24 protein-coding genes are annotated in these 17,645 nt (G+C 60.5%); 12 read left to right on the top strand and 12 right to left on the bottom strand.

The window, feature by feature from the left end:
• Nucleotides 1–72: 72 nt before the first annotated feature.
• From ACO07T_RS07380 to ffh, 6 genes are read right to left on the bottom strand one after another with little or no spacing between them, the layout of a single operon-like run.
• Nucleotides 73–381 (bottom strand): chorismate mutase, encoded by a 309-nt coding sequence (locus ACO07T_RS07380; RefSeq protein ID WP_209064132.1) that lies wholly within the window; start codon nt 379–381, stop codon nt 73–75.
• Nucleotides 374–979, bottom strand: a complete 606-nt coding sequence (locus tag ACO07T_RS07375; RefSeq protein WP_422048853.1) for a GNAT family N-acetyltransferase — start codon at nt 977–979, stop codon at nt 374–376. The genes ACO07T_RS07380 and ACO07T_RS07375 overlap by 8 nt, the downstream gene beginning before the upstream one ends.
• Nucleotides 979–1,500 carry a GNAT family N-acetyltransferase gene (locus ACO07T_RS07370; RefSeq protein WP_422048852.1) on the bottom strand — a complete coding sequence of 174 codons (522 nt, stop codon included), beginning with the start codon at nt 1,498–1,500 and terminating at the stop codon, nt 979–981. The genes ACO07T_RS07375 and ACO07T_RS07370 overlap by 1 nt, the downstream gene beginning before the upstream one ends.
• On the bottom strand, nt 1,497–2,036 hold the full coding sequence (locus ACO07T_RS07365) for a GNAT family N-acetyltransferase (protein WP_422048851.1): 540 nt from the start codon (nt 2,034–2,036) through the stop codon (nt 1,497–1,499). Before ACO07T_RS07365 ends, ACO07T_RS07370 begins: the two co-directional genes overlap by 4 nt.
• 5 nt (nt 2,037–2,041) lie before the next feature.
• Nucleotides 2,042–2,395 (bottom strand): hypothetical protein, encoded by a 354-nt coding sequence (locus tag ACO07T_RS07360; protein WP_422048850.1) that lies wholly within the window; start codon nt 2,393–2,395, stop codon nt 2,042–2,044.
• Nucleotides 2,396–2,412: 17 nt separating this feature from the next.
• Nucleotides 2,413–3,939: a signal recognition particle protein gene (ffh, locus tag ACO07T_RS07355; RefSeq protein ID WP_422048849.1), complete on the bottom strand. Its 1,527-nt coding sequence runs from the start codon at nt 3,937–3,939 to the stop codon at nt 2,413–2,415.
• A gap of 274 nt (nt 3,940–4,213) precedes the next feature.
• Between ffh and ACO07T_RS07350 the strand changes: the two genes are divergently transcribed.
• Nucleotides 4,214–4,750: a prolyl-tRNA synthetase associated domain-containing protein gene (locus ACO07T_RS07350; RefSeq protein ID WP_422048848.1), complete on the top strand. Its 537-nt coding sequence runs from the start codon at nt 4,214–4,216 to the stop codon at nt 4,748–4,750.
• A gap of 64 nt (nt 4,751–4,814) precedes the next feature.
• Here ACO07T_RS07350 and ACO07T_RS07345 read toward each other — a convergent pair whose 3' ends face one another.
• Nucleotides 4,815–5,360 carry an FMN-dependent NADH-azoreductase gene (locus ACO07T_RS07345; RefSeq protein WP_422048847.1) on the bottom strand — a complete coding sequence of 182 codons (546 nt, stop codon included), beginning with the start codon at nt 5,358–5,360 and terminating at the stop codon, nt 4,815–4,817.
• A gap of 128 nt (nt 5,361–5,488) precedes the next feature.
• Between ACO07T_RS07345 and ACO07T_RS07340 the strand changes: the two genes are divergently transcribed.
• A complete protein-coding gene (locus ACO07T_RS07340) occupies nt 5,489–6,373 on the top strand; it encodes a LysR family transcriptional regulator (RefSeq protein ID WP_422048846.1) in 885 nt (294 codons plus the stop codon).
• Nucleotides 6,370–7,287 (top strand): DMT family transporter, encoded by a 918-nt coding sequence (locus tag ACO07T_RS07335; RefSeq protein WP_422048844.1) that lies wholly within the window; start codon nt 6,370–6,372, stop codon nt 7,285–7,287. The genes ACO07T_RS07340 and ACO07T_RS07335 overlap by 4 nt, the downstream gene beginning before the upstream one ends.
• On the opposite strand, the gene ACO07T_RS07330 is transcribed toward ACO07T_RS07335, so the two are convergent.
• Nucleotides 7,284–7,631: an ArsR/SmtB family transcription factor gene (locus ACO07T_RS07330; RefSeq protein WP_422048843.1), complete on the bottom strand. Its 348-nt coding sequence runs from the start codon at nt 7,629–7,631 to the stop codon at nt 7,284–7,286. The two genes, ACO07T_RS07335 and ACO07T_RS07330, sit on opposite strands and share 4 nt — an antisense overlap.
• Nucleotides 7,632–8,021: 390 nt before the next feature.
• Between ACO07T_RS07330 and ACO07T_RS07325 the strand changes: the two genes are divergently transcribed.
• The 7 genes from ACO07T_RS07325 (at nt 8,022) to ACO07T_RS07295 (ending at nt 12,260) form a co-directional block, all read left to right on the top strand.
• Entirely contained in the window at nt 8,022–8,900 is an 879-nt protein-coding gene (locus tag ACO07T_RS07325; RefSeq protein WP_422048842.1) for a LysR substrate-binding domain-containing protein, read from the top strand.
• A 229-nt stretch (nt 8,901–9,129) separates the two neighbouring features.
• Entirely contained in the window at nt 9,130–9,486 is a 357-nt protein-coding gene (locus ACO07T_RS07320; protein ID WP_209064157.1) for an AtpZ/AtpI family protein, read from the top strand.
• Nucleotides 9,487–9,488: 2 nt separating this feature from the next.
• A complete protein-coding gene (locus ACO07T_RS07315; protein WP_209064159.1) occupies nt 9,489–10,247 on the top strand; it encodes a F0F1 ATP synthase subunit A in 759 nt (252 codons plus the stop codon).
• A gap of 89 nt (nt 10,248–10,336) precedes the next feature.
• On the top strand, nt 10,337–10,561 hold the full coding sequence (locus ACO07T_RS07310) for a F0F1 ATP synthase subunit C (RefSeq protein ID WP_090027589.1): 225 nt from the start codon (nt 10,337–10,339) through the stop codon (nt 10,559–10,561).
• An 86-nt stretch (nt 10,562–10,647) separates the two neighbouring features.
• The gene (locus tag ACO07T_RS07305) at nt 10,648–11,190 is read left to right on the top strand and encodes a F0F1 ATP synthase subunit B' (RefSeq protein WP_209064162.1); all 543 of its coding nucleotides are present in this window, start codon (nt 10,648–10,650) and stop codon (nt 11,188–11,190) included.
• Between the two features lie 4 nt (nt 11,191–11,194).
• Nucleotides 11,195–11,758, top strand: coding sequence for a F0F1 ATP synthase subunit B (locus ACO07T_RS07300; RefSeq protein WP_209064165.1), 564 nt, complete (start codon nt 11,195–11,197; stop codon nt 11,756–11,758).
• Between the two features lie 124 nt (nt 11,759–11,882).
• The gene (locus tag ACO07T_RS07295) at nt 11,883–12,260 is read left to right on the top strand and encodes a hypothetical protein (protein ID WP_422048841.1); all 378 of its coding nucleotides are present in this window, start codon (nt 11,883–11,885) and stop codon (nt 12,258–12,260) included.
• Here ACO07T_RS07295 and ACO07T_RS07290 read toward each other — a convergent pair.
• The gene (locus ACO07T_RS07290; protein ID WP_422048840.1) at nt 12,257–12,895 is read right to left on the bottom strand and encodes a ribonuclease T2 family protein; all 639 of its coding nucleotides are present in this window, start codon (nt 12,893–12,895) and stop codon (nt 12,257–12,259) included. The genes ACO07T_RS07295 and ACO07T_RS07290 overlap by 4 nt on opposite strands.
• 152 nt (nt 12,896–13,047) lie before the next feature.
• Between ACO07T_RS07290 and ACO07T_RS07285 the strand changes: the two genes are divergently transcribed.
• Nucleotides 13,048–13,803 carry a DUF1013 domain-containing protein gene (locus ACO07T_RS07285; protein WP_209064172.1) on the top strand — a complete coding sequence of 252 codons (756 nt, stop codon included), beginning with the start codon at nt 13,048–13,050 and terminating at the stop codon, nt 13,801–13,803.
• A 99-nt stretch (nt 13,804–13,902) separates the two neighbouring features.
• Here ACO07T_RS07285 and recR read toward each other — a convergent pair whose 3' ends face one another.
• From recR to ACO07T_RS07270, 3 genes are all read right to left on the bottom strand, one after another.
• The gene (gene recR / locus ACO07T_RS07280; RefSeq protein ID WP_422048839.1) at nt 13,903–14,493 is read right to left on the bottom strand and encodes a recombination mediator RecR; all 591 of its coding nucleotides are present in this window, start codon (nt 14,491–14,493) and stop codon (nt 13,903–13,905) included.
• 76 nt (nt 14,494–14,569) lie between these two features.
• Entirely contained in the window at nt 14,570–14,914 is a 345-nt protein-coding gene (locus ACO07T_RS07275) for a YbaB/EbfC family nucleoid-associated protein (protein ID WP_209064176.1), read from the bottom strand.
• Between the two features lie 267 nt (nt 14,915–15,181).
• On the bottom strand, nt 15,182–16,951 hold the full coding sequence (locus ACO07T_RS07270; RefSeq protein WP_422048838.1) for a DNA polymerase III subunit gamma/tau: 1,770 nt from the start codon (nt 16,949–16,951) through the stop codon (nt 15,182–15,184).
• Nucleotides 16,952–17,110: 159 nt separating this feature from the next.
• Here ACO07T_RS07270 and ACO07T_RS07265 point away from each other — a divergent pair, with 159 nt between their 5' ends.
• Entirely contained in the window at nt 17,111–17,608 is a 498-nt protein-coding gene (locus tag ACO07T_RS07265) for a protein-tyrosine phosphatase family protein (protein ID WP_422048837.1), read from the top strand.
• Nucleotides 17,609–17,645: the final 37 nt, after the last annotated feature.

The following is a 17,645-nucleotide window of genomic DNA, read 5'->3' as shown; positions in this document are numbered from 1 at the left end:
CGTGCATATTTGGGTGCACCGTTTTGGTGCGGGTTGGGTCGAAGGACAGGTCAGTCTCTGCCCAACGGTTTGTTATTCCTGATGTTTCTTGTGGTGCTGAATGACCTCAGCGATGATGAAATTCAGGAAATTCTTGGCGAATTCGGGATCCAGATTGGCCCGTTTCGCAAGATCTTCGAGACGTGCGATCTGCGTGGCTTCGCGCGCGGGATCGGACGGGGGAAGGTCGTGGGTGGCTTTCAGTTTGCCCACCGCCTGGGTGTGTTTGAACCGCTCGCCCAGCGTATAGACGAGGATCGCATCGAGGCGGTCGATGCTTTCACGGTGCTCTTTGAGCACCTCGGCGGCGCGCAGTGCCGCGTCAGTCGCTTGGTCAGTCAAGGGCGTGGCCTTTCGGTTTGAACATCGGATCGGCGTAATGGCTGATTTCCATCTCGATCGCATCGGCAATCTGGGAGGAGCGCAGGGCATCAGGGCTGGGGTGGCGGTAGACCACATCGTGGCCATCCACGGAGGCGGCGGTTTTGTCTTTCACCGCTCCCAGACGCTCGGCCAGCCGGATGCTGTCGAGATTCTTGGGGTCGATGTAGCTGACCGCGCCGTCCCAGCCCAGCTGTTCATAGAAGTGGCGGCGCACCGCATGGGTGGCCTCAAGCGCATAGCCTTTGCCAGCCTTGTCCGGCCAGATGATCCAGGCGATCTCGCGCTCTGGCCATTTGGCAGGGAACCAGCCGCCCGCCATGCCAAGGGTCTCGTCGGTGTCCTTGTCGTGGATCATCCACATGCCGTAGCCGCGGATGTTCCAGTGACCGATCTCTGCCGCATAGAGCATCCATGTCTCATAGGCATTGAGCGGGCCCCCCATGAAGCGGGAGCGGTAGGAGGCAAAGGTGGCCTTGAAGTTCGGATAGTCTTCCGGCTCCGGCCCGCGCAGCACGAGGCGTTTGGTTTCCAAAACAGGGATGGTTGGCACGGACATTAGAGCGCCTCCACTTTGGGGTGGCGGTAGACGTGGCAGAATTTGCCAAGGAGTTCATGCTCGCGTTCGAAAGTCGCACCAAGGCGTTTGGCCATGGCAACAGAACGGCTGTTGGCCGGGGCCAGGTAGCTCATAATGTGCGAAAGGCCAAAGTGCTCGGCTGCGTAGGAGCGCGCGGCAATTGCCGCCTCAGACGCATACCCCTTGCCTTCGCCTTCGGCCAGAACACTCCAGCCCAGTTCTGGTTCATGCCAGCCCGGAGCGTTGATGATGCCGGTCCATCCAAGGAAAGTGTCGGTGGTCTTGTCTTCAAAGTGCCAGAGGCCGTAGCCGCGCACAGCCCAATGTCCCAGACGGCTTGTCAGGGATGTGAAGGTGGCCGCTTCGTCGCGGGGGCCACCGACAAAGGCGCTGCGGTCAGAGGCATAAAACGCAACCATAGGCTCCAGATCGGAAAGCTGCGGCGCGCGCAGGCGCAGGCGTTCTGTTTCGATCACTGGGATGTTCAGCGTGAGGCTCATGCGTAGGCCTCCGGACTTCCGTCATTGTCTTGTGGGACGTGACGATAGACCAAATCATCCGGATCGCCTTCTGGTTGGGCTGCGTTGTCGTCGCGCTTCGCGCCCAGACGTTCGGCAAGGCGGATGGAGGCTGCGTTTTCGGCGCTGATGTAGCTCACCAAGGTGGAAAGCCCCTTGGTGTCAAAGGCCCAGTCGCGTGCGGCTGTTGCCGCTTCAAACGCATAGCCTTTGCCTTGGGCCTCCGGGAAGAAACACCAGCCGATTTCGACTTCGGGAAAGCGTGGCGGTTTGTTGATGCCGACCTGACCGATGAGAGCGCCGGTTTCTGTCAGCTCCACCGCCCAGCTGCCATAGCCAAGCCATTGCCAGCTGGTGATCTCAGCCCCGAGCCAGCGCCAGAGTTCGTCTGCGGTGATCGGCCCACCCATATATTGCGCCCAATCCGTTGCGAAATGCGCGGCCATCGGCTCGAAGTCATCGAGCACGTGATGGCGCAGCGTCAGGCGCGGAGTGGATATGGTGGGCGCAATGGTCATGTGGCTTAGACCCGTGGGCACTCGTCGAGTTCGAAAATGAAGCTGCTGGAGACACCGGACTGGAGCCTCTGGGTGTCATGGCTGACCGGGCGCACTTCGCGGCAGGCGGTCTGGCGGCGCAGTTCTGAGTCTGCCAGCGCAAAGAGCTTGCCAAAGCCGATGGTGCCGCCGGTTTCGGTGAAGTTCACCTCTGCCTCATAGGCGCGGGCGGTCACGGTGGCGGGGATGCCATCCAGAACGGTGCGATAGTCGCCGCGCACAGCGCCATCAGGGGCGGTGTCGAGATCAACGGTGATCACGTCACCGCATGCCGAAAGCGCAGCAAAGAGCGCGAGGGGGAGGAAGGTCTTCACGATCATGGTCCTTGATCCTTGCATCACTTTTTCTTGCCAAAACCGGACAGACCAGAAGGCAGCCCCATGCCGCCGCCGATGCCCGGCAGGCCACCGGGCAGACCGCCTTTGGCGCCCATGGCTTTGGCCGCCGCTTCCAGCGCTTTGGGATCCATTTGGGAGGGGTCCATGCCAGCCATGTCAGGCGCGCCTTTGCCGCCCATCATGCCTTTCATGGCCTGCTTGAGCATGCCGCCTTTGCCCATTTTGCCCATCTTTTTCATCATGTCAGACATCTGGCGCTGCATCTTGAGCAGCTTGTTGAGGTCGGAGACCTCCATGCCGGAGCCTGCGGCGATGCGCTTTTTGCGGGATGCCTGAAGGATCTGCGGGTTGGCGCGTTCCATTTTGGTCATGGATTGGATCATGGCGATCTGGCGCTTGATCATGCGGTCATCAAAACCCGCGTCTTGCACCTGTTTGGCCATTTTGCCCATGCCGGGAAGCATGCCCATCATGCCTTCCATGCCGCCCATTTTTTGCATCTGTTCAAGCTGCATCTTCAGGTCGTTCATGTTGAAGCGGCCTTTCTGGAAGCGCTTCATCATGCGTTCGGCCTGTTCGGCCTCGATGGTTTCCTGAGCCTTCTCAACAAGAGCGACAATGTCGCCCATGCCCAGAATGCGGCCTGCGATCCGGTCTGGCTCGAAGGTTTCCAGCGCATCCATTTTCTCGCCAAGGCCGACGTATTTGATCGGCTTGCCGGTTACGGCGCGCATCGACAGGGCGGCACCACCACGGCCGTCACCGTCCATACGGGTCAGGACCACGCCGGAGATGCCGATTTTGCCGTCAAATTCTTCGGCCACCTCAACAGCCACCTGACCGGTGAGGCCGTCGACAACGAGGAGGGTTTCGCGCGGGTTCACCACGTCGCGCACATCCTCGACCTCTTTCATCAGGGTCTCGTCGATCTGCAAGCGGCCCGCGGTGTCGAGCATATAAACGTCATAGCCGCCGAGCGTCGCCTGCTGTTTGGCACGTTTGGCGATCTGCACGGCGCTTTCGCCCTGTACAATCGGCAGCGTGTCCACGCCGATCTGGGTGCCAAGCACGGCGAGCTGTTGCATCGCGGCGGGGCGGTAGATGTCGAGCGAGGCCATCAGCACGCGCTTGCCGTCTTTCTCGGTCAGGCGTTTGGCAAGCTTACCGGTGGTGGTGGTTTTACCGGAGCCCTGCAGACCGACCATCAGGATCGGGGCAGGCGGGTTGTCCACTTTCAGGGCGCCGAGGTCTTCGCCTTCGCCGCCTGCGAGCACGTTTTTCAGCTCGTCATGAACGATTTTCACAACCTGCTGGCCCGGGGTCACGGATTTGGTGACGGCCTGACCGGTGGCTTTTTCCTGTACCGCTTTGACAAAGTCGCGCGCGACGGGCAGCGAAACGTCGGCCTCAAGCAGGGCCACACGCACTTCGCGCAGCGCGGTTTTGACGTCGTCCTCAGAAAGCGCACCCTGTTTGGTGAGACGATCAAAGACACCAGAGAGGCGTTCGCTTAGATTTTCAAACATCGCTACCGGCTCCTTTTCACGGTTTCATATCTGGCCCGAACATATGTGCGAACCGCCCAAACGCCAATGTCCCCCGTGGGCGAAACTCGCTGACGGGGGGCGATCCCGGCACATAGGCCAAGGGACCGGAAGTTTGACGGACTCCCGGAATTGCTGCGCGTTTACGCCTGTGGGGGCGTTGAGTCAACAGGAGTTGCCGGATTTGGGCTTTCGCTTGCCTTTCAGCTGCGGCATGTCTGCTGGAAAGAAGATGGCAGGGATCAGGGAGACGGTCATGGACGCATCATCAGAGTTTCAGGACAGTCTGCCTGTCAGTTCAGACGCGCTGTTGGCGCAGCTTGAGGCCTGGGGGCTGGACTATGAGCTGCATAAACATGTGCCGCTGCGCACGGTTGAGGATGCCAAATCGGTTGAGGCGGCCATGGAGGTGGAAGGCGAGAGCGCGTTTCGCGTGAAAAACCTCTATCTGCGGGACAAGAAGAAGCGCAACTATCTGGTGACGCTGGAACAGGATCGGGAGATTGACCTGAAGGCGCTTGGAGCGCAGCTGGGTGTGGGCAATCTGTCGTTTGGCTCGGCTGACCGGTTGCTGGAAAACCTCGGCGTTCGGCCCGGTGCGGTGACCCCGCTGGCCATGATCAATGGCGCAGAGAAAGGCGTGCGCTTCTTTATAGATGCGGATGTGCAGGGCGCGGAGCGGGTCTATATGCATCCGCTGGTCAATGACCGGACAGTTGCGATGTCTGTTGCGGATCTCTGGGCGTTTTTTGAGCGCATTGATGTGTCGCCAGAGATGCTGGAGCTGGGGTAGGGGCGTTGCCCCTCTAGCAGCAAGCTGCGATCACCCCAGAGTATTTTTGGCAGAATGAAGAGGGTTAGGCCGCTTTGGGCGCCACTTCTTCGCCGTCTTTGTTGAGGATGGTGACATCGGTGATGCCCACAAACCCTAGCACAAAGCGCAGGTAGTGTGAGGCAAAGTCGATGTCGGAGCCAATCTCCGTGCCGCCGGAAGCGAAGGTGATGATGGCTTTTTTGCCTTCAAGCAGGCCTTTGGGGCCTTCTTCGGTATAGGCAAAGGTGACGCCGGCGCGGGCGATCTGGTCGATCCAGGCTTTGAGTTTGGCGGGGATCGAGAAGTTGTAGATCGCAACGCCGATCACCAGTGTGTCGGCTTCCTGAAGCTCGGCGACCAGCGTGTCAGATGTGGCGAGCGCGGCGTTTTGTGCGTCGGTGCGCGCCTCGGGCGGGGTGAAGGCGGCCTGGGTGAAGGCTTCATCCAAGAAGGGCAGATCTGTTTGGGCCAGATCGCGGCGGATGACTTTATCGGCGTTCTGATCGGCGACCAGTTTGGCGGAGGCCTGACGGGAGGCGGAGTCGGCGAAACGGGCGGAGCTGTCGATGTGCAAGACGGTGTTGGACATGGGGTGTTCCTTTGAGAGGTGGCTGCGGTGTGTCCTAGATTTGAGCATTGCGTCTTTGCGCGCAATTGCAGATATTGCGCATATTGTGTTTGAATATGCACAGTCAGCGCGGTTGCGGAGGGGATGACATGAAGAATTGGGACGAGGTGCGCACAGCCTTTCAGGTGGCGCGATTGGGGACGGTGAGCGGCGCAGCGGAGGCGCTTGGGGTCCATCATGCCACAGTCATTCGGCATATAGACGCGCTGGAAGGGCAGTTGGGTGTGAAGCTGTTTCAGCGCCATGCGCGCGGATATACGGCGACGGAAGCGGGCGAAGATCTGATGCGGGTGGCGCAGGCCACGGATGATCAGTTTGGCCAGCTGGAAGGCCGCATCAAGGGGCGCGGCGCAGATGTGGCCGGGGAACTGGTGGTCACGTCTCTGGCAGGGTTTGCACCGTTGTTGTCCCCGATTCTTGCGGATTTTCAGGCCGAGCACCCGGATGTTCTGGTGCGGTTTCTGACCGGCGATCGGGTGTTTCGGCTGGAGTATGGCGAGGCCCATGTGGCGATCCGGGCCGGGGCGGGTGACGTGCAGCCGGACAATGTGGTGCAGCCTTTGGCACAAATGCCAAACGCTCTGTTTGCGTCCCAGAGCTATATCGACCGATACGGCTTGCCCAAGGATGAGGCCGATCTTGTGAACCACCGTTTTGTCGGGCACGACAATCCAGACAGCCGCGCGCCGTTTGATCGCTGGCTCAAGACCCATGTGCCGCGTGAAAATGTGGTGTTCCGCTCGACCTCTGATCGGGCCATGGAAGAAGCGGTGCAGGCCGGTGCCGGGCTGGGCTTCATGCCGGTATGGGCGGCCACATATTGTAAGGAGGTCGTCGAAGTGCTGCCGACACGGCCGGAATGGGACGCGCCTGTGCGCATCATCACCCATGTGGATTTGCATCGCACCATCAAGGTGCAGACCTTCCTGACGTTTCTGAAAGAACGCGCTGGCGCCTGGGTCGTCGGCATATGAGCGATACGATGAAGATGGCTGCGAAACCAAAGCTGGGCCTGCCGCTGCGGGGGCATTTGGCGATGCTGCTGTTCTCAGCGCTGGTGGCGGGTTCCTTTTCGCTGGGCTCCTTGAGCGCCAATGCGGTGGAGCCTGCGGCGTTGAATGCGGTGCGGTTTCTGATCGCGGCGGCGGTGATTGGTGTGGCGGCGCTGGCCACCAAGGGGCTGCCGCGCACGGCATGGCGCGCACCGTGGCGCTATCTGATCCTAGGCGGGCTGTTTGCCGGATATTTTGTGCTGATGTTTGAGGGGCTGAAAACAGCGCACCCGGTGAGCACAGCCGCGGTGTTCACGCTGACGCCGGTGATGTCGGCGGTGTTCGGCTGGGGGCTGCTGGGGCAGATCACCACACGGCGGATGCTGTTGGCGCTGGCGATTGGGGCGGTGGGCGCGCTTTGGGTGATTTTTCGGGCCGATTGGGCCGCGTTCCGGCGGTTTGAGGTCGGGCAGGGTGAAATCTACTACTTCTGGGGCTGCATGTTGCACGCGCTCTATACGCCGATGGTGCGCAAGCTGAACCGGGGCGAGGCGCCGGTGGTGTTCACCTTTGGCACGCTTGTGGCGGGGCTTCTGATCCTGTCGGCCTATGGCGCGCGCGACATACTGGCAACCGATTGGCTGTCTTTGAGCGGTTTGGTCTGGGGCACCATTGTCTATCTGGCCGTTTTTGCGAGTGCGGTGACCTTTGTCCTGGTGCAGTTTGCCTCGCTCAACCTGCCAAGTGCTAAGGTGATGGCCTATACCTATCTGGTGCCAAGCTGGGTGATCTGTTGGGAGATAGCGCTTGGGAACGGTGCGCCTACAGGTCTGGTGCTGGTTGGGATCGGGCTGACCTGCATTGCGCTGTTAATGCTGCTTGAGGGGGATACCTAGGCAGTATCGCCTGCGGGGGGCGTGTCTGTCAGTTCGACCTCAAGGAAGCGCTCAAACGCATCCAGATGGATGGGCTCAAACTGTCCGAACCCTTGCATCCAGACAGAGGCGGCGCGCAGGGCGTCTGGCTCGAGCTTGCACCATTTCACACGGCCGCGCTTTTCCTGTGAGATCAGGCCGGCCTTGGTCAGGATCATCAAATGCTTGGAAATCGCGGCGAGGGACATCTCAAAAGGCTCTGCCACATCGGTGACCGCCATGTCATCTTCCAGAAGCATGGTGAGGATCGCGCGGCGGGTCGGGTCGGCAAGCGCGGAGAAGACTGTATCTAAAGATGACGCCATGAGGCTTATGTAACGATGCAAAGCGCATTGTGAAAGGGACTTGCCGGGCGCTCATCCATAAGGATGGTGTGTGTGCCGCGAGGGCAGCTGTGTTCTGCGCGGTTCAAGGTCTGTGGCTGTCAGGCCGATGTCCCGCGCCAGATGATCTGAGAGTGGCGGGTAAAATTGGCGCCTGTCCGTGAGGTGGCGGAAGAGCCAGCGCAGCATATGGCGCGGGGACGGCCAACCCTTTTGGGCATGAGGTATCGTTGCGCGGCGTGGCGCAGTTTTGGCTCTGGGCATGGGGGATTTCCCGGATGATGACTGTGCTTATGACTATTTCAGAGACGTGAGGCTGGCTCAAACAGGGTTTCTTGACAGGTTGCGTGCCAAAAAGGCACAAATCCAGCCATGTCCAGAAATCTACCCCCTTTAAACGCACTACGCGCCTTTGAGGCGGCCGGGCGGCATGAGAGCTTCAGCAAGGCGGCGGAAGAGTTGAATGTGGCGCATCCGGCGGTGAGCCGTCATGTGCGCGGGCTGGAGGCGCGGCTGGGCGTGAAGCTGTTTCGGGATTTGCCGCGCGGGGTGACGCTGACGCTGGAGGGGCGCAGCTATCTGGAGCGGATCGTGCCTGCGCTGGATATGATTGCGGAAGCCACGGAGGAGCTGGCGGAGGTGCCTGCGGGCCAAGTGCGGGTGAACAGCGAGCCGCTGTTTGCAGAACGGTTCATCATTCCTCGGCTGGCAGAGTTCTATGCGCGCCATCCGGAGATTGATCTGCGGCTTGAGACCTCACCCCATCTTGCGGATGTGGAGAGGCATGAGGCGGATCTGGCGGTGCGGTTTGCCCACAGTGGTGCTTTGGCTGAACCTTGCGAGCTGTTGTCTGATGCGCCGCTCTATCCATATGCCGCGCCGGACCTGATTGCCGGGAAGTCGCCGGAGGATCTGTTGCACATGGTGCGCTACCGGGATCGCAATACGGATCTGTGGCGGCGCTGGTTTGAAGCTGCTGGAGTTTCACCGGAGGGGGTGCCAGAGACAAGCTGGCGGCTGCGCTCGGCTCTTGCCTATGAATCGGCCCTAAAGGGGCTTGGTGTGCTTTTGTGTTCGGCGGAAGTGGTGGCGGATGATGTGGCGATCGGTCGGCTTGTGCGCTGTTTTGATGTCGGGTTGCGCGACGGGGCTTTTTTCCTCGTGCATGAAAGTCGCGGTGTCCGGCGCTCGTCGGTGCGGCTATTTCAGGATTGGTTGCTGGAAGTCACGGCACCGTTTCGATCTTCTTAGTTCGGCTAAGGCGGGGCGACGGGCAAAATCAACCAAAAGGTTGAATATAGAATTTGGCTCAAATACGCGCTGGATGTGCCGTCTGCTGGCGGTGAGGTCTTCTGTCGTGGTTGATAATATCATTTAAAAACAATAATTTGCGCGAGCGAGAAGGGCGACGTCAAGTCTGTTGACTCATAGAGCTGGCCACCGTAGCAATGCGCCATCGTTAGCAAGGGGTAAATTGCGCGTGCGCGAGACCGACCACAAAGACCAAATGCAGCGTCTTGAGGAGCGGATCGCAGCGGCCAAACAGGCCCAGGACCCAAAGCCCCGCGCTGATGAGCACTATTCGGCAGCCAATCAGGCCTGGCGCATGGTGATTGAAATGGTGGCCGGTCTTGGGATCGGCTTTGGCATCGGATACGGGCTGGACAGCCTGTTCGGGACACTCCCGATCTTCATGGTGCTGTTTACAATGTTCGGTCTGGCCGCTGGCATCAATGTGATGCTGCGCAGCGCCAAAGAGATCGAAGAGAAACAAGCGGCTGAGGCCGCAAAGCTAGATAAGGCAGCCAAGGCTGCCGAGAGAGACGAGAGGGATTGAACGTGGCAAGCGAAGCACACGGCGCAGAAGAAGGCGGTCTGGTATTCCACCCGATGGACCAGTTCATCATCAAACCTTTGTTTGGTGGCGATCACATCGGCCTGTTCACCATCACCAACGCAACCCTCTGGATGGCGCTGGCGGTTGTCGCTGTTGTGGCTCTGATGGTGGTTGGCACACGTCGCCGCGCGATCGTGCCAAGCCGTGGTCAGTCCATCGGTGAGCTGGCTTACGGCTTCATCTACAAGATGGTTGAAGATGTTGCGGGCAAAGACGCCGTGAAGTTCTTCCCATATATCATGACGCTGTTCCTGTTCATCGTGATGGCCAACTTCCTCGGCCTGATCCCGATGTCCTTCACCACCACCTCCCACTTTGCTGTGACCGTTGTTCTGGCGCTGCTGGTGTTTGTCACCGTGACTGTGGTGGGCTTTGTGAAAAACGGCGCAGGCTTCCTTGGTCTGTTCTGGGTCTCCAGCGCGCCGCTGCCGCTGCGCCCGATCCTCGCCATCATCGAAGTGATTTCCTATTTTGTGCGCCCCGTCAGCCACAGCATTCGTCTCGCTGGTAACGTGATGGCGGGCCACGCCGTGATCAAAGTGTTCGCAGGCTTTGCCGCGATCGCAGTTGTCAGCCCGGTCTCCGTGGTTGCGATCACCGCGATGTACGGTCTTGAGGTCCTGGTGGCCTTCATCCAGGCCTACGTCTTCACCATTCTGACCTGTGTGTATCTGAAAGATGCGCTGCATCCGTCTCACTAAGGATTGCGGTGCGCCCTGACGGCGCACCCGACACAGGCTCAAACCAAACAACCCTGAATTCAAACTTCCAATCGTAAGGAGATACCCCCATGGAAGGTCAACTCGCACACATCGGCGCAGGTCTCGCAGCAATCGGTTCCGGCGCAGCCGCAATCGGTGTTGGTAACGTCGCAGGCAACTTCCTGGCCGGCGCTCTGCGCAACCCATCCGCAGCTGCTTCCCAGACTGCAACTCTCTTCATCGGCATCGCATTCGCAGAAGCACTGGGCATCTTCTCGTTCCTGGTTGCTCTGCTGCTGATGTTCGCCGTCTAAGCCTACGGAACCATCCTTACGTGCGGGTGCGGGCGCACTTGCTTGCGCCCCGCCCGTAACCCAACGGAAGTTCCCAGGAGGACGACATGGCGACCAAAACGACTGACGCCGCAGGCCACGCAGCAGAGGCCGCCTCTGCACCGGGCATGCCACAGCTCGATTTCTCGAACTGGGGCAACCAGATTTTCTGGCTTCTGGTCACACTTGTTGTGATCTATCTCGTCCTGTCGCGCATCGCGCTGCCGCGCATTGCTGCGGTTCTGGCTGAGCGCCAGGGGACCATTACAAATGACATCGCCGCAGCTGAAGAGCTGAAGGCGAAGGCCGTGGAAGCGGAAGAGGCTTACAACAAAGCCCTTGCGGACGCGAAAGCCGAAGCGCAGCGCATCGTTGCCGAGGCAAAAGCGGAAATCCAGGCCGACCTGAACGCCGCCACCGAAAAGGCGGACGCAGAGATTGCAGCGAAAGCCGCTGAGTCGGAGAAGGCGATTGCCGAGATCCGCGCCGGTGCGCTTGAGAGCATCAAGGACGTGGCCAACGCGACCACCTCTGAGCTGGTAACAGCCCTGGGCGGTGCGGCAGATGACGCAGAAGTGGCCAAGGCCGTTGATGCGCAGATGAAAGGGTAAGACAATGCGGAAACTGACCACATTTGCTGCCCTTATGGCGTTGAGCGCAACACCTGCGCTCGCAGCAAGCGGCCCGTTCTTCTCGCTGAAGAACACCGACTTCATCGTGACGCTCGGCTTCATCCTTTTCATCGCGGTTCTGTTCTACTTCAAAGTGCCTTCCCTGTTGGGCGGCATGCTGGACAAGCGTGCAGATGACATCAAATCGGAGCTGGACGAAGCCCGCGCCCTGCGTGAGGAAGCCCAGACCGTTCTGGCGTCTTATGAGCGCAAGCAAAAAGAAGTGCAGGAGCAAGCGGCCCGCATCGTAGAGCAGGCGAAAGCCGAAGCTCAGGCGGCGGCTGATCAGGCCAAAGTCGATCTGGAAAACTCCATCGCGCGCCGTCTGGCCGCTGCGGAAGATCAGATTGCCTCTGCTGAAGCTGCGGCTGTGAAAGAAGTGCGCGACCAGGCTGTGGTTGTTGCTGTTGGCGCGGCCCGCGAAGTGATCGCAGGCCAGATGAGCGCGGCAGCTGCCAACAAGCTGATCGATGCCGGCATCGCAGAAGTGGATGCCAAGCTGCACTGATCTTATGTGCATAGAGTTGAAGAACCCGGCCCCTGTGGCCGGGTTTTTTCGTTTCGCCATGCTGATGCCGCAATGCTGTGATGGAAGATCTGCAGACACTGATCTTTTGAACACCGGATCCCTCATGCCTGCATTGCGTCTTACCTTTTCAGCCGTCTTTTTGCTGTTTGCCATGGGCTGCGCCAGCACCACCCGTGTGGCCACCAGCCCAACCTCAACAGCGCCTGATGAGGTGTTCTGGGCCAAGAACCAGATTGCGGAGCAGACGGCCACGCCGGGGGCGGTGCGTTTCTCCCGCTTTGAGAGCTATGCGTTGAGCAATGGGGATCGTGTCTATTGCGGAGATATAAGCGCGCCGGGGCTCGCCGGCTCTGTGCCGTTTTATATGCGCAGCAGAGGTACGGTGGTGAAAGCCATTGAGGCTGATCTGGAGAGCGCGGATTTTGTGCGTGGCAAATGCGCAGAGGCCCGTAAGGGCGCCCTGCGCATCAACGAGGTCTAACGCACCGGATCAAAGCGCGCGCTTGTCTGTGTGCAGTCTCGCACAACTTCGCGGCCGCAGGGCACAGGCTCCAGCGATTTGTTCATACAAATGCGCGCTTCCTGAATGAAGTCTCCACGGCAGGTGATGGTCACCATGTCCGGCTCAAGCGTCGGGTTGGCCTTCAGGAAAGCCGCTTCAACCACGGCTGCGGGCAGGGTGATGGTTTCTTTCACTTTCCGGAAGACCGGCGGGCGCACCACGCTCTCATAGGCCTTGCGCGCGGTGGCGTAGTAGTCTTCGCCAGACAGGCCGGAGCAGGTGCCGTGTTTCTTCCACTGATACCAAGCCAGCCCTGAGGTGCCCATGATGTCGGCCATGGCGTTGGTGAGATGGCGCGGCGGGTTGCGTTCTGCGGAGCTGCAATAAGACGGCCAGCCTTGATGGAACTGCGGCCAGAGGCCATGCATGATCCAGCCGTGATCTTCAGAGGCGTCACATTGCGGGCTGCCTTTGGCGTCGCCTTCCATGGCGCACCAGTTGGGCGACCAGCTGAGCGCCAGAACGTAATAGTCAAACTCTCCGGCGGTCTCGCCCTCTGCCCAGACGGGCAGGGCCGTCAATGCGAGAAGGGCGGCTGCAAGCAATGAACGCATTCACTCTTTCCTTTTTTGCTCAGGCGCACTATATCGGCCTTAAGTTCCCCGACAACGGAAACCCGCACCAGACCATCGGTGCCGTCTGACAAAAGTCAGACGACGGGAAAACTGTATCTTCGTCGGGGGGAGAGAGCGTAAGGAGTTAAGACATGGCCAAGCTGCTGCACCCAAAGGCCACCGCCGTTTGGCTGGTGGACAACACCACGATCAGCTTCAAACAGATCGCAGATTTTGTGGGCATGCATGAGCTGGAAATTCAGGGCATCGCGGATGGCGATGTGGCTGCTGGCGTGAAGGGCTTTGACCCGGTTGCCAACAACCAGCTGGTGCAGGAAGAGATCAATGCGGCGGAGAACAACCCGCTGCACAAGCTGAAGCTCAAGTTCAACGCAGCCGCCTCTGGTGAAGAGAAGCGCCGCGGGCCACGCTATACCCCGCTGTCCAAGCGTCAGGACCGCCCTGCGTCCATCCTGTGGCTGGTGAAGTTCCACCCGGAGCTGTCTGACGGCCAGATCGGCAAGCTGGTTGGCACAACCAAGCCAACCATTCAGGCGATCCGTGAGCGGACCCACTGGAACATTGCAAACATTCAGCCCATCGACCCTGTGGCACTTGGCCTGTGTAAGCAGTCTGAGCTGGACCTCGCAGTGAACAAAGCGGCGGCGAAGAAAGCGGCAGAAGGCGGCATCATGTCTGATGATGAGCGTCGCAAGCTGGTGTCCACCGAGCAGTCGCTGGAGATGGAAGCGGAGCCGAAGATCCCATCCGCCATCGAAGGTCTGGAGACCTTCTCCCTTGCGGATGACGATGAGGATGACACCGACACCCGCAGCGATGATGAATTCGCGGATGCGGACAGCTTCTTTAACCTGCCAGGTGGCGATGAAGAAGAGCAGCCTCGCTAAGCGCAGCGCTCACGTGAAATCACAAAAGGCCGTGCATATCCTGCGCGGCCTTTTTGCTTTTGACAGGCCCCCAATAGCGCTGTCGCACGTCAAATCTGGTCAGAGCGATTTACGGGCGTTCAGCGCGGCGCTGATGGTGCCTTCGTCAAGGTAATCTAGTTCCCCGCCAACCGGCACACCCTGCGCCAGCGAGGTCAGGGTGACCTGTCCCTCCAATTGATCCGCGATGTAGTGCGCCGTGGTTTGCCCATCTACGGTGGCGTTGAGCGCCAGAATCACCTCGGTGACGCCTTCGCTGACCACACGGTCCATCAGACGGGGGATGGAGAGCTCCTCGGGGCCGACGCCTTCAAGTGCCGAGAGCGTGCCGCCAAGCACGTGATAGCGCCCGTCAAAGACGTTGGCGCGTTCCATGGCCCAGAGGTCTGACACGTCCTCTACGACGCAGAGCACGCCTGTGGCGCGTTTCTCGGAGGTGCAGATGTCACAGATGTCAGAGGTGCCCACATTGCCGCAATTCAGGCATTCCCGCGCGCTGATGGCGACAGCTTGCATGGCATCGGCAAGAGGGGTGAGCTGGAGCGCCCGTTTGCGGATCAGATGCAGCACCGCGCGGCGGGCGGAGCGGGGGCCAAGCCCGGGCAGCTTGGCCATCATCTCGATCAGCGTATCAATTTCGGAACTGCTCATGTCCGGGCCTTTTCTGGCGACTGTTTTCGCCAGTTATAGCAAGAAAAAGCCCGGTGCACAGAAGGGTTTCTGAAGATCAGAAGGGCAGTTTCATGTCGGCGGGCAGGCCGAGTTCGGATGTGATTTTGCCCAGTTCGTCCTGTGCGCGCTCGGCGGCTTTTGACTGTGCGTCTTTGATGGCGGCGAGGATCAGGTCTTCGACCACTTCCTTGTCGTCGCCGTTGAAGATGGAAGGATCAATGTCCAGCGCCTTCAGCTCGCCCTTGGCAGAGGCTGTGGCTTTGACAAGGCCCGCGCCGCTTTCGCCAACAACCATGATGTTGTGCAGCTCGTCCTGCATCTCGGTCATCTTGGTTTGCATTTGCTGGGCTTTTTTCATCATGCCGGCCATGTCGCCGAGATTGCCTAGACCTTTGAGCATTGGTCGTCTCCTAGAGGATTTCTTTGCAGAGTAGATACGGGCGATGGGGCTTAGGAACAAGGGGCAGCGGGTCGCAAGATGCGTGACCGGCGCGAAATGGCGCTTGCGCTCTTGTGGATGCGCCTTCCCGTTCAGTGGCACAGCTTTGGCGACGGCTGGTCTACGACCGTTCGCCACTGAAACGATTCACTGGATCGTTTTCCAGACCGCTTGGGCTCCGCCCGTTCGCACCTGAAATGGTCCACTGGACCATTTCCGAGACGGTGCTCACTCTTCAAACGGGTCCCATTCGTCTTCGACTTCAGGGAGCGCTTCGGCGAGGGCTTCGTTGGCAAGATCGCGGCGGGATTTGATTTCGGTGATCTTGGCCTTGGGGAAGGCGTCCATCACGGCCATGACCAGCGGATGGGCTTCGGCCTCGGCGCGCATCTGATTTTTGGCGGCGTCGCGGATTTCCGCCACACTGGGTGCGCCGCCGGTGTTGACCAGGGTGACAGCCCAGCGGCTGCCGGTCCAGCGCTGCAGGCGGCTGCCGAGGCGTTGGGCAAGATCGTTGGGGGCCTTGGGCGCGGGCTCAAACTCGATGCGACCGGGAGAGTAATTGGCCAGCCGCACGCCGCCTTCCACTTCCACCAGCAGTTTCACGTCGCGCTGCTGGCGGATCAGTTCGATCACGTGCTCGAAGGTCGGGTATTTGGCCAGCTCCGCGACATTCTGAGGGGCCAGAGCTGTGGCTTGGCCGTGGCCACCTGCGCGCGCGGTCACGCCGCCGCCTTGGGGTGCGTGGCCCATTGGTGCACCTTGCGCAACCGTGCCGCCGCCTGCGGGCACGCCCATGCCATTGCCGCCTCCGGGCGGGGGCGGTGGTGGCGGGGTGTCCTGCAGTTTGCGCACCAGCTCTTCGGGGCTGGGCAGGTCGGCCACATGGGTCAGGCGGATGATGGCCATTTCAGCGGCCATCATGGCGTTTGGCGCAGCGGCCACCTCTTCAAGTGCCTTGAGCAGCATCTGCCACATCCGGGTCAGAACGCGCATGGGCAGCTCGTTGGCCATGGTCTGGCCACGTGACCGCTCATCCGGGCTGACGGTGGGATCTTCGGCCGCCTCAGGCGTAATTTTCACGACAGAGACCCAATGCGTGATCTCGGCCAGATCGCGCAGCACGGCCATCGGGTCGGCCCCGTCGGCATATTGGGCAGACAGCTCGTTGAGCGCATTGCCGGCATCACCGCGCAGGATCATGTCAAAGAGATCAAGCACACGGCCCCGGTCTGCGAGACCCAGCATGGCGCGGACCTGATCGGCTGTGGTTTCGCCAGCGCCGTGGGAAATCGCCTGATCCAGCAGGGATGTGGCGTCCCGCGCAGAGCCTTCGGCGGCGCGGGTGATCAGCGCGAGCGCATCTTCGGCGATTGCCGCGCCTTCGGCTGTGGCGATGCGGGTGAGCATGCCAATCATGTCTTCCGGTTCGATCCGGCGCAGGTCAAACCGCTGACAGCGGGACAGCACGGTCACCGGAACTTTGCGAATCTCGGTGGTGGCGAAGATGAATTTGACGTGGGCGGGGGGCTCTTCCAGCGTTTTGAGCAGCGCGTTGAACGCGCTGGTGGAGAGCATGTGCACCTCATCGATGATGTAGATCTTGTAGCGCGCCGAAGCCGCGCGGTAGTGCACCGAGTCGATGATTTCACGAATGTCGTTCACACCGGTGCGGGAAGCGGCGTCCATCTCCATCACGTCGACGTGGCGGCCTTCCATGATCGCAACGCAATGTTCGCACTCTCCGCAGGGCTCAGTGGTGGGACCGGAGGTGCCATCCGGGCCGATACAGTTCATGCCTTTGGCAATGATCCGCGCCGTTGTGGTTTTGCCGGTGCCGCGAATCCCCGTCATGACAAAGGCTTGGGCGATGCGGTCGGCCTCAAACGCGTTTTTGAGCGTGCGCACCATGGCGTTCTGCCCGACAAGATCCGCGAAGGTTTCGGGGCGATATTTGCGCGCGAGAACCTGATAGCCGGTGTCGGGAGTGTCGGTCATGGTCGTCCTGTGAGATTTCCGCCCGGAAGATTCGGGTGGTCAGTGGCAATGGTCTGACGCAGGTTAAGCGGCAGGGGGCGGCGCGTCCACCGGATATAGGCAGGGGCAGGGCTCTGCAATCGGGCATGCGCTGCGTTTGGGCAGTGGAGCGATCGGGTGATGGAACGATTTGAGATAAGCGCTTTGGATGTTGGCGGGGGACAGCTGGCGCTTGCGCGGCTGCCCGGCAGCACAGGTGAGCTCGCTGAGGACGTGCGCGCCTTGGCGGACTGGGGTGCAGAGCGGGTGCTGAGCCTCACCGAAACGCAGGAGCAGCAAGGGTTGGGTGCCACGGCGCTGCCGCAACAGCTTGAGGCGCAGGGAATCGACTGGATGCATTTTCCGATACGGGACTTTGATGTGCCTGCGCCGCAGGAGGCGGAAGCCTGGGGCGCGTTGCAGCAGGAGATCCTGAGAGCGCTTGGCGGTGGAGGGCGCGTGCTGGTCCATTGCCGGGGCGGTTGCGGGCGCTCTGGGATGATTGTGCTGAGGCTGATGCTGGCCTGCGGGGAGGCGCCGAATGATGCGCTGAAGCGGTTGCGGGCGGTGCGGCCCTGCGCTGTGGAAACTGATGCGCAGATGCGGTGGGCCACAGAAGGGGCGTTGCAACAGGCGTAAGGGGGCTGCCAAAACAAAAGGCCGCAGAAAAACTGCG

This window comes from Shimia sp. (genome assembly GCF_965227725.1).
In the GTDB taxonomy this organism is placed as follows: Bacteria; Pseudomonadota; Alphaproteobacteria; order Rhodobacterales; family Rhodobacteraceae; genus Shimia.
The sequence above is the reverse complement of the archived record's forward strand: the minus strand, read 5'-3'. Positions and strand labels throughout refer to the sequence as shown.

What these genes read in the sequence shown, in the direction of transcription:
- ACO07T_RS07335 (WP_422048844.1), top strand. Translation starts at nt 6,370, where the DNA reads ATGAGCGATACGATGAAGATGGCTGCGAAACCAAAGCTGGGCCTGCCG.
- ACO07T_RS07365 (WP_422048851.1), bottom strand. Translation starts at nt 2,036, where the DNA reads ATGACCATTGCGCCCACCATATCCACTCCGCGCCTGACGCTGCGCCAT.
- ffh (WP_422048849.1), bottom strand. Translation starts at nt 3,939, where the DNA reads ATGTTTGAAAATCTAAGCGAACGCCTCTCTGGTGTCTTTGATCGTCTC.
- ACO07T_RS07290 (WP_422048840.1), bottom strand. Translation starts at nt 12,895, where the DNA reads ATGCGTTCATTGCTTGCAGCCGCCCTTCTCGCATTGACGGCCCTGCCC.
- ACO07T_RS07360 (WP_422048850.1), bottom strand. Translation starts at nt 2,395, where the DNA reads ATGATCGTGAAGACCTTCCTCCCCCTCGCGCTCTTTGCTGCGCTTTCG.
- ACO07T_RS07375 (WP_422048853.1), bottom strand. Translation starts at nt 979, where the DNA reads ATGTCCGTGCCAACCATCCCTGTTTTGGAAACCAAACGCCTCGTGCTG.
- ACO07T_RS07295 (WP_422048841.1), top strand. Translation starts at nt 11,883, where the DNA reads ATGCCTGCATTGCGTCTTACCTTTTCAGCCGTCTTTTTGCTGTTTGCC.
- ACO07T_RS07350 (WP_422048848.1), top strand. Translation starts at nt 4,214, where the DNA reads ATGGACGCATCATCAGAGTTTCAGGACAGTCTGCCTGTCAGTTCAGAC.
- ACO07T_RS07300 (WP_209064165.1), top strand. Translation starts at nt 11,195, where the DNA reads ATGCGGAAACTGACCACATTTGCTGCCCTTATGGCGTTGAGCGCAACA.
- ACO07T_RS07285 (WP_209064172.1), top strand. Translation starts at nt 13,048, where the DNA reads ATGGCCAAGCTGCTGCACCCAAAGGCCACCGCCGTTTGGCTGGTGGAC.
- ACO07T_RS07370 (WP_422048852.1), bottom strand. Translation starts at nt 1,500, where the DNA reads ATGAGCCTCACGCTGAACATCCCAGTGATCGAAACAGAACGCCTGCGC.
- ACO07T_RS07270 (WP_422048838.1), bottom strand. Translation starts at nt 16,951, where the DNA reads ATGACCGACACTCCCGACACCGGCTATCAGGTTCTCGCGCGCAAATAT.
- ACO07T_RS07265 (WP_422048837.1), top strand. Translation starts at nt 17,111, where the DNA reads ATGGAACGATTTGAGATAAGCGCTTTGGATGTTGGCGGGGGACAGCTG.
- ACO07T_RS07325 (WP_422048842.1), top strand. Translation starts at nt 8,022, where the DNA reads ATGTCCAGAAATCTACCCCCTTTAAACGCACTACGCGCCTTTGAGGCG.
- ACO07T_RS07340 (WP_422048846.1), top strand. Translation starts at nt 5,489, where the DNA reads ATGAAGAATTGGGACGAGGTGCGCACAGCCTTTCAGGTGGCGCGATTG.
- ACO07T_RS07275 (WP_209064176.1), bottom strand. Translation starts at nt 14,914, where the DNA reads ATGCTCAAAGGTCTAGGCAATCTCGGCGACATGGCCGGCATGATGAAA.
- ACO07T_RS07310 (WP_090027589.1), top strand. Translation starts at nt 10,337, where the DNA reads ATGGAAGGTCAACTCGCACACATCGGCGCAGGTCTCGCAGCAATCGGT.
- ACO07T_RS07330 (WP_422048843.1), bottom strand. Translation starts at nt 7,631, where the DNA reads ATGGCGTCATCTTTAGATACAGTCTTCTCCGCGCTTGCCGACCCGACC.
- ACO07T_RS07345 (WP_422048847.1), bottom strand. Translation starts at nt 5,360, where the DNA reads ATGTCCAACACCGTCTTGCACATCGACAGCTCCGCCCGTTTCGCCGAC.
- recR (WP_422048839.1), bottom strand. Translation starts at nt 14,493, where the DNA reads ATGAGCAGTTCCGAAATTGATACGCTGATCGAGATGATGGCCAAGCTG.
- ACO07T_RS07305 (WP_209064162.1), top strand. Translation starts at nt 10,648, where the DNA reads ATGGCGACCAAAACGACTGACGCCGCAGGCCACGCAGCAGAGGCCGCC.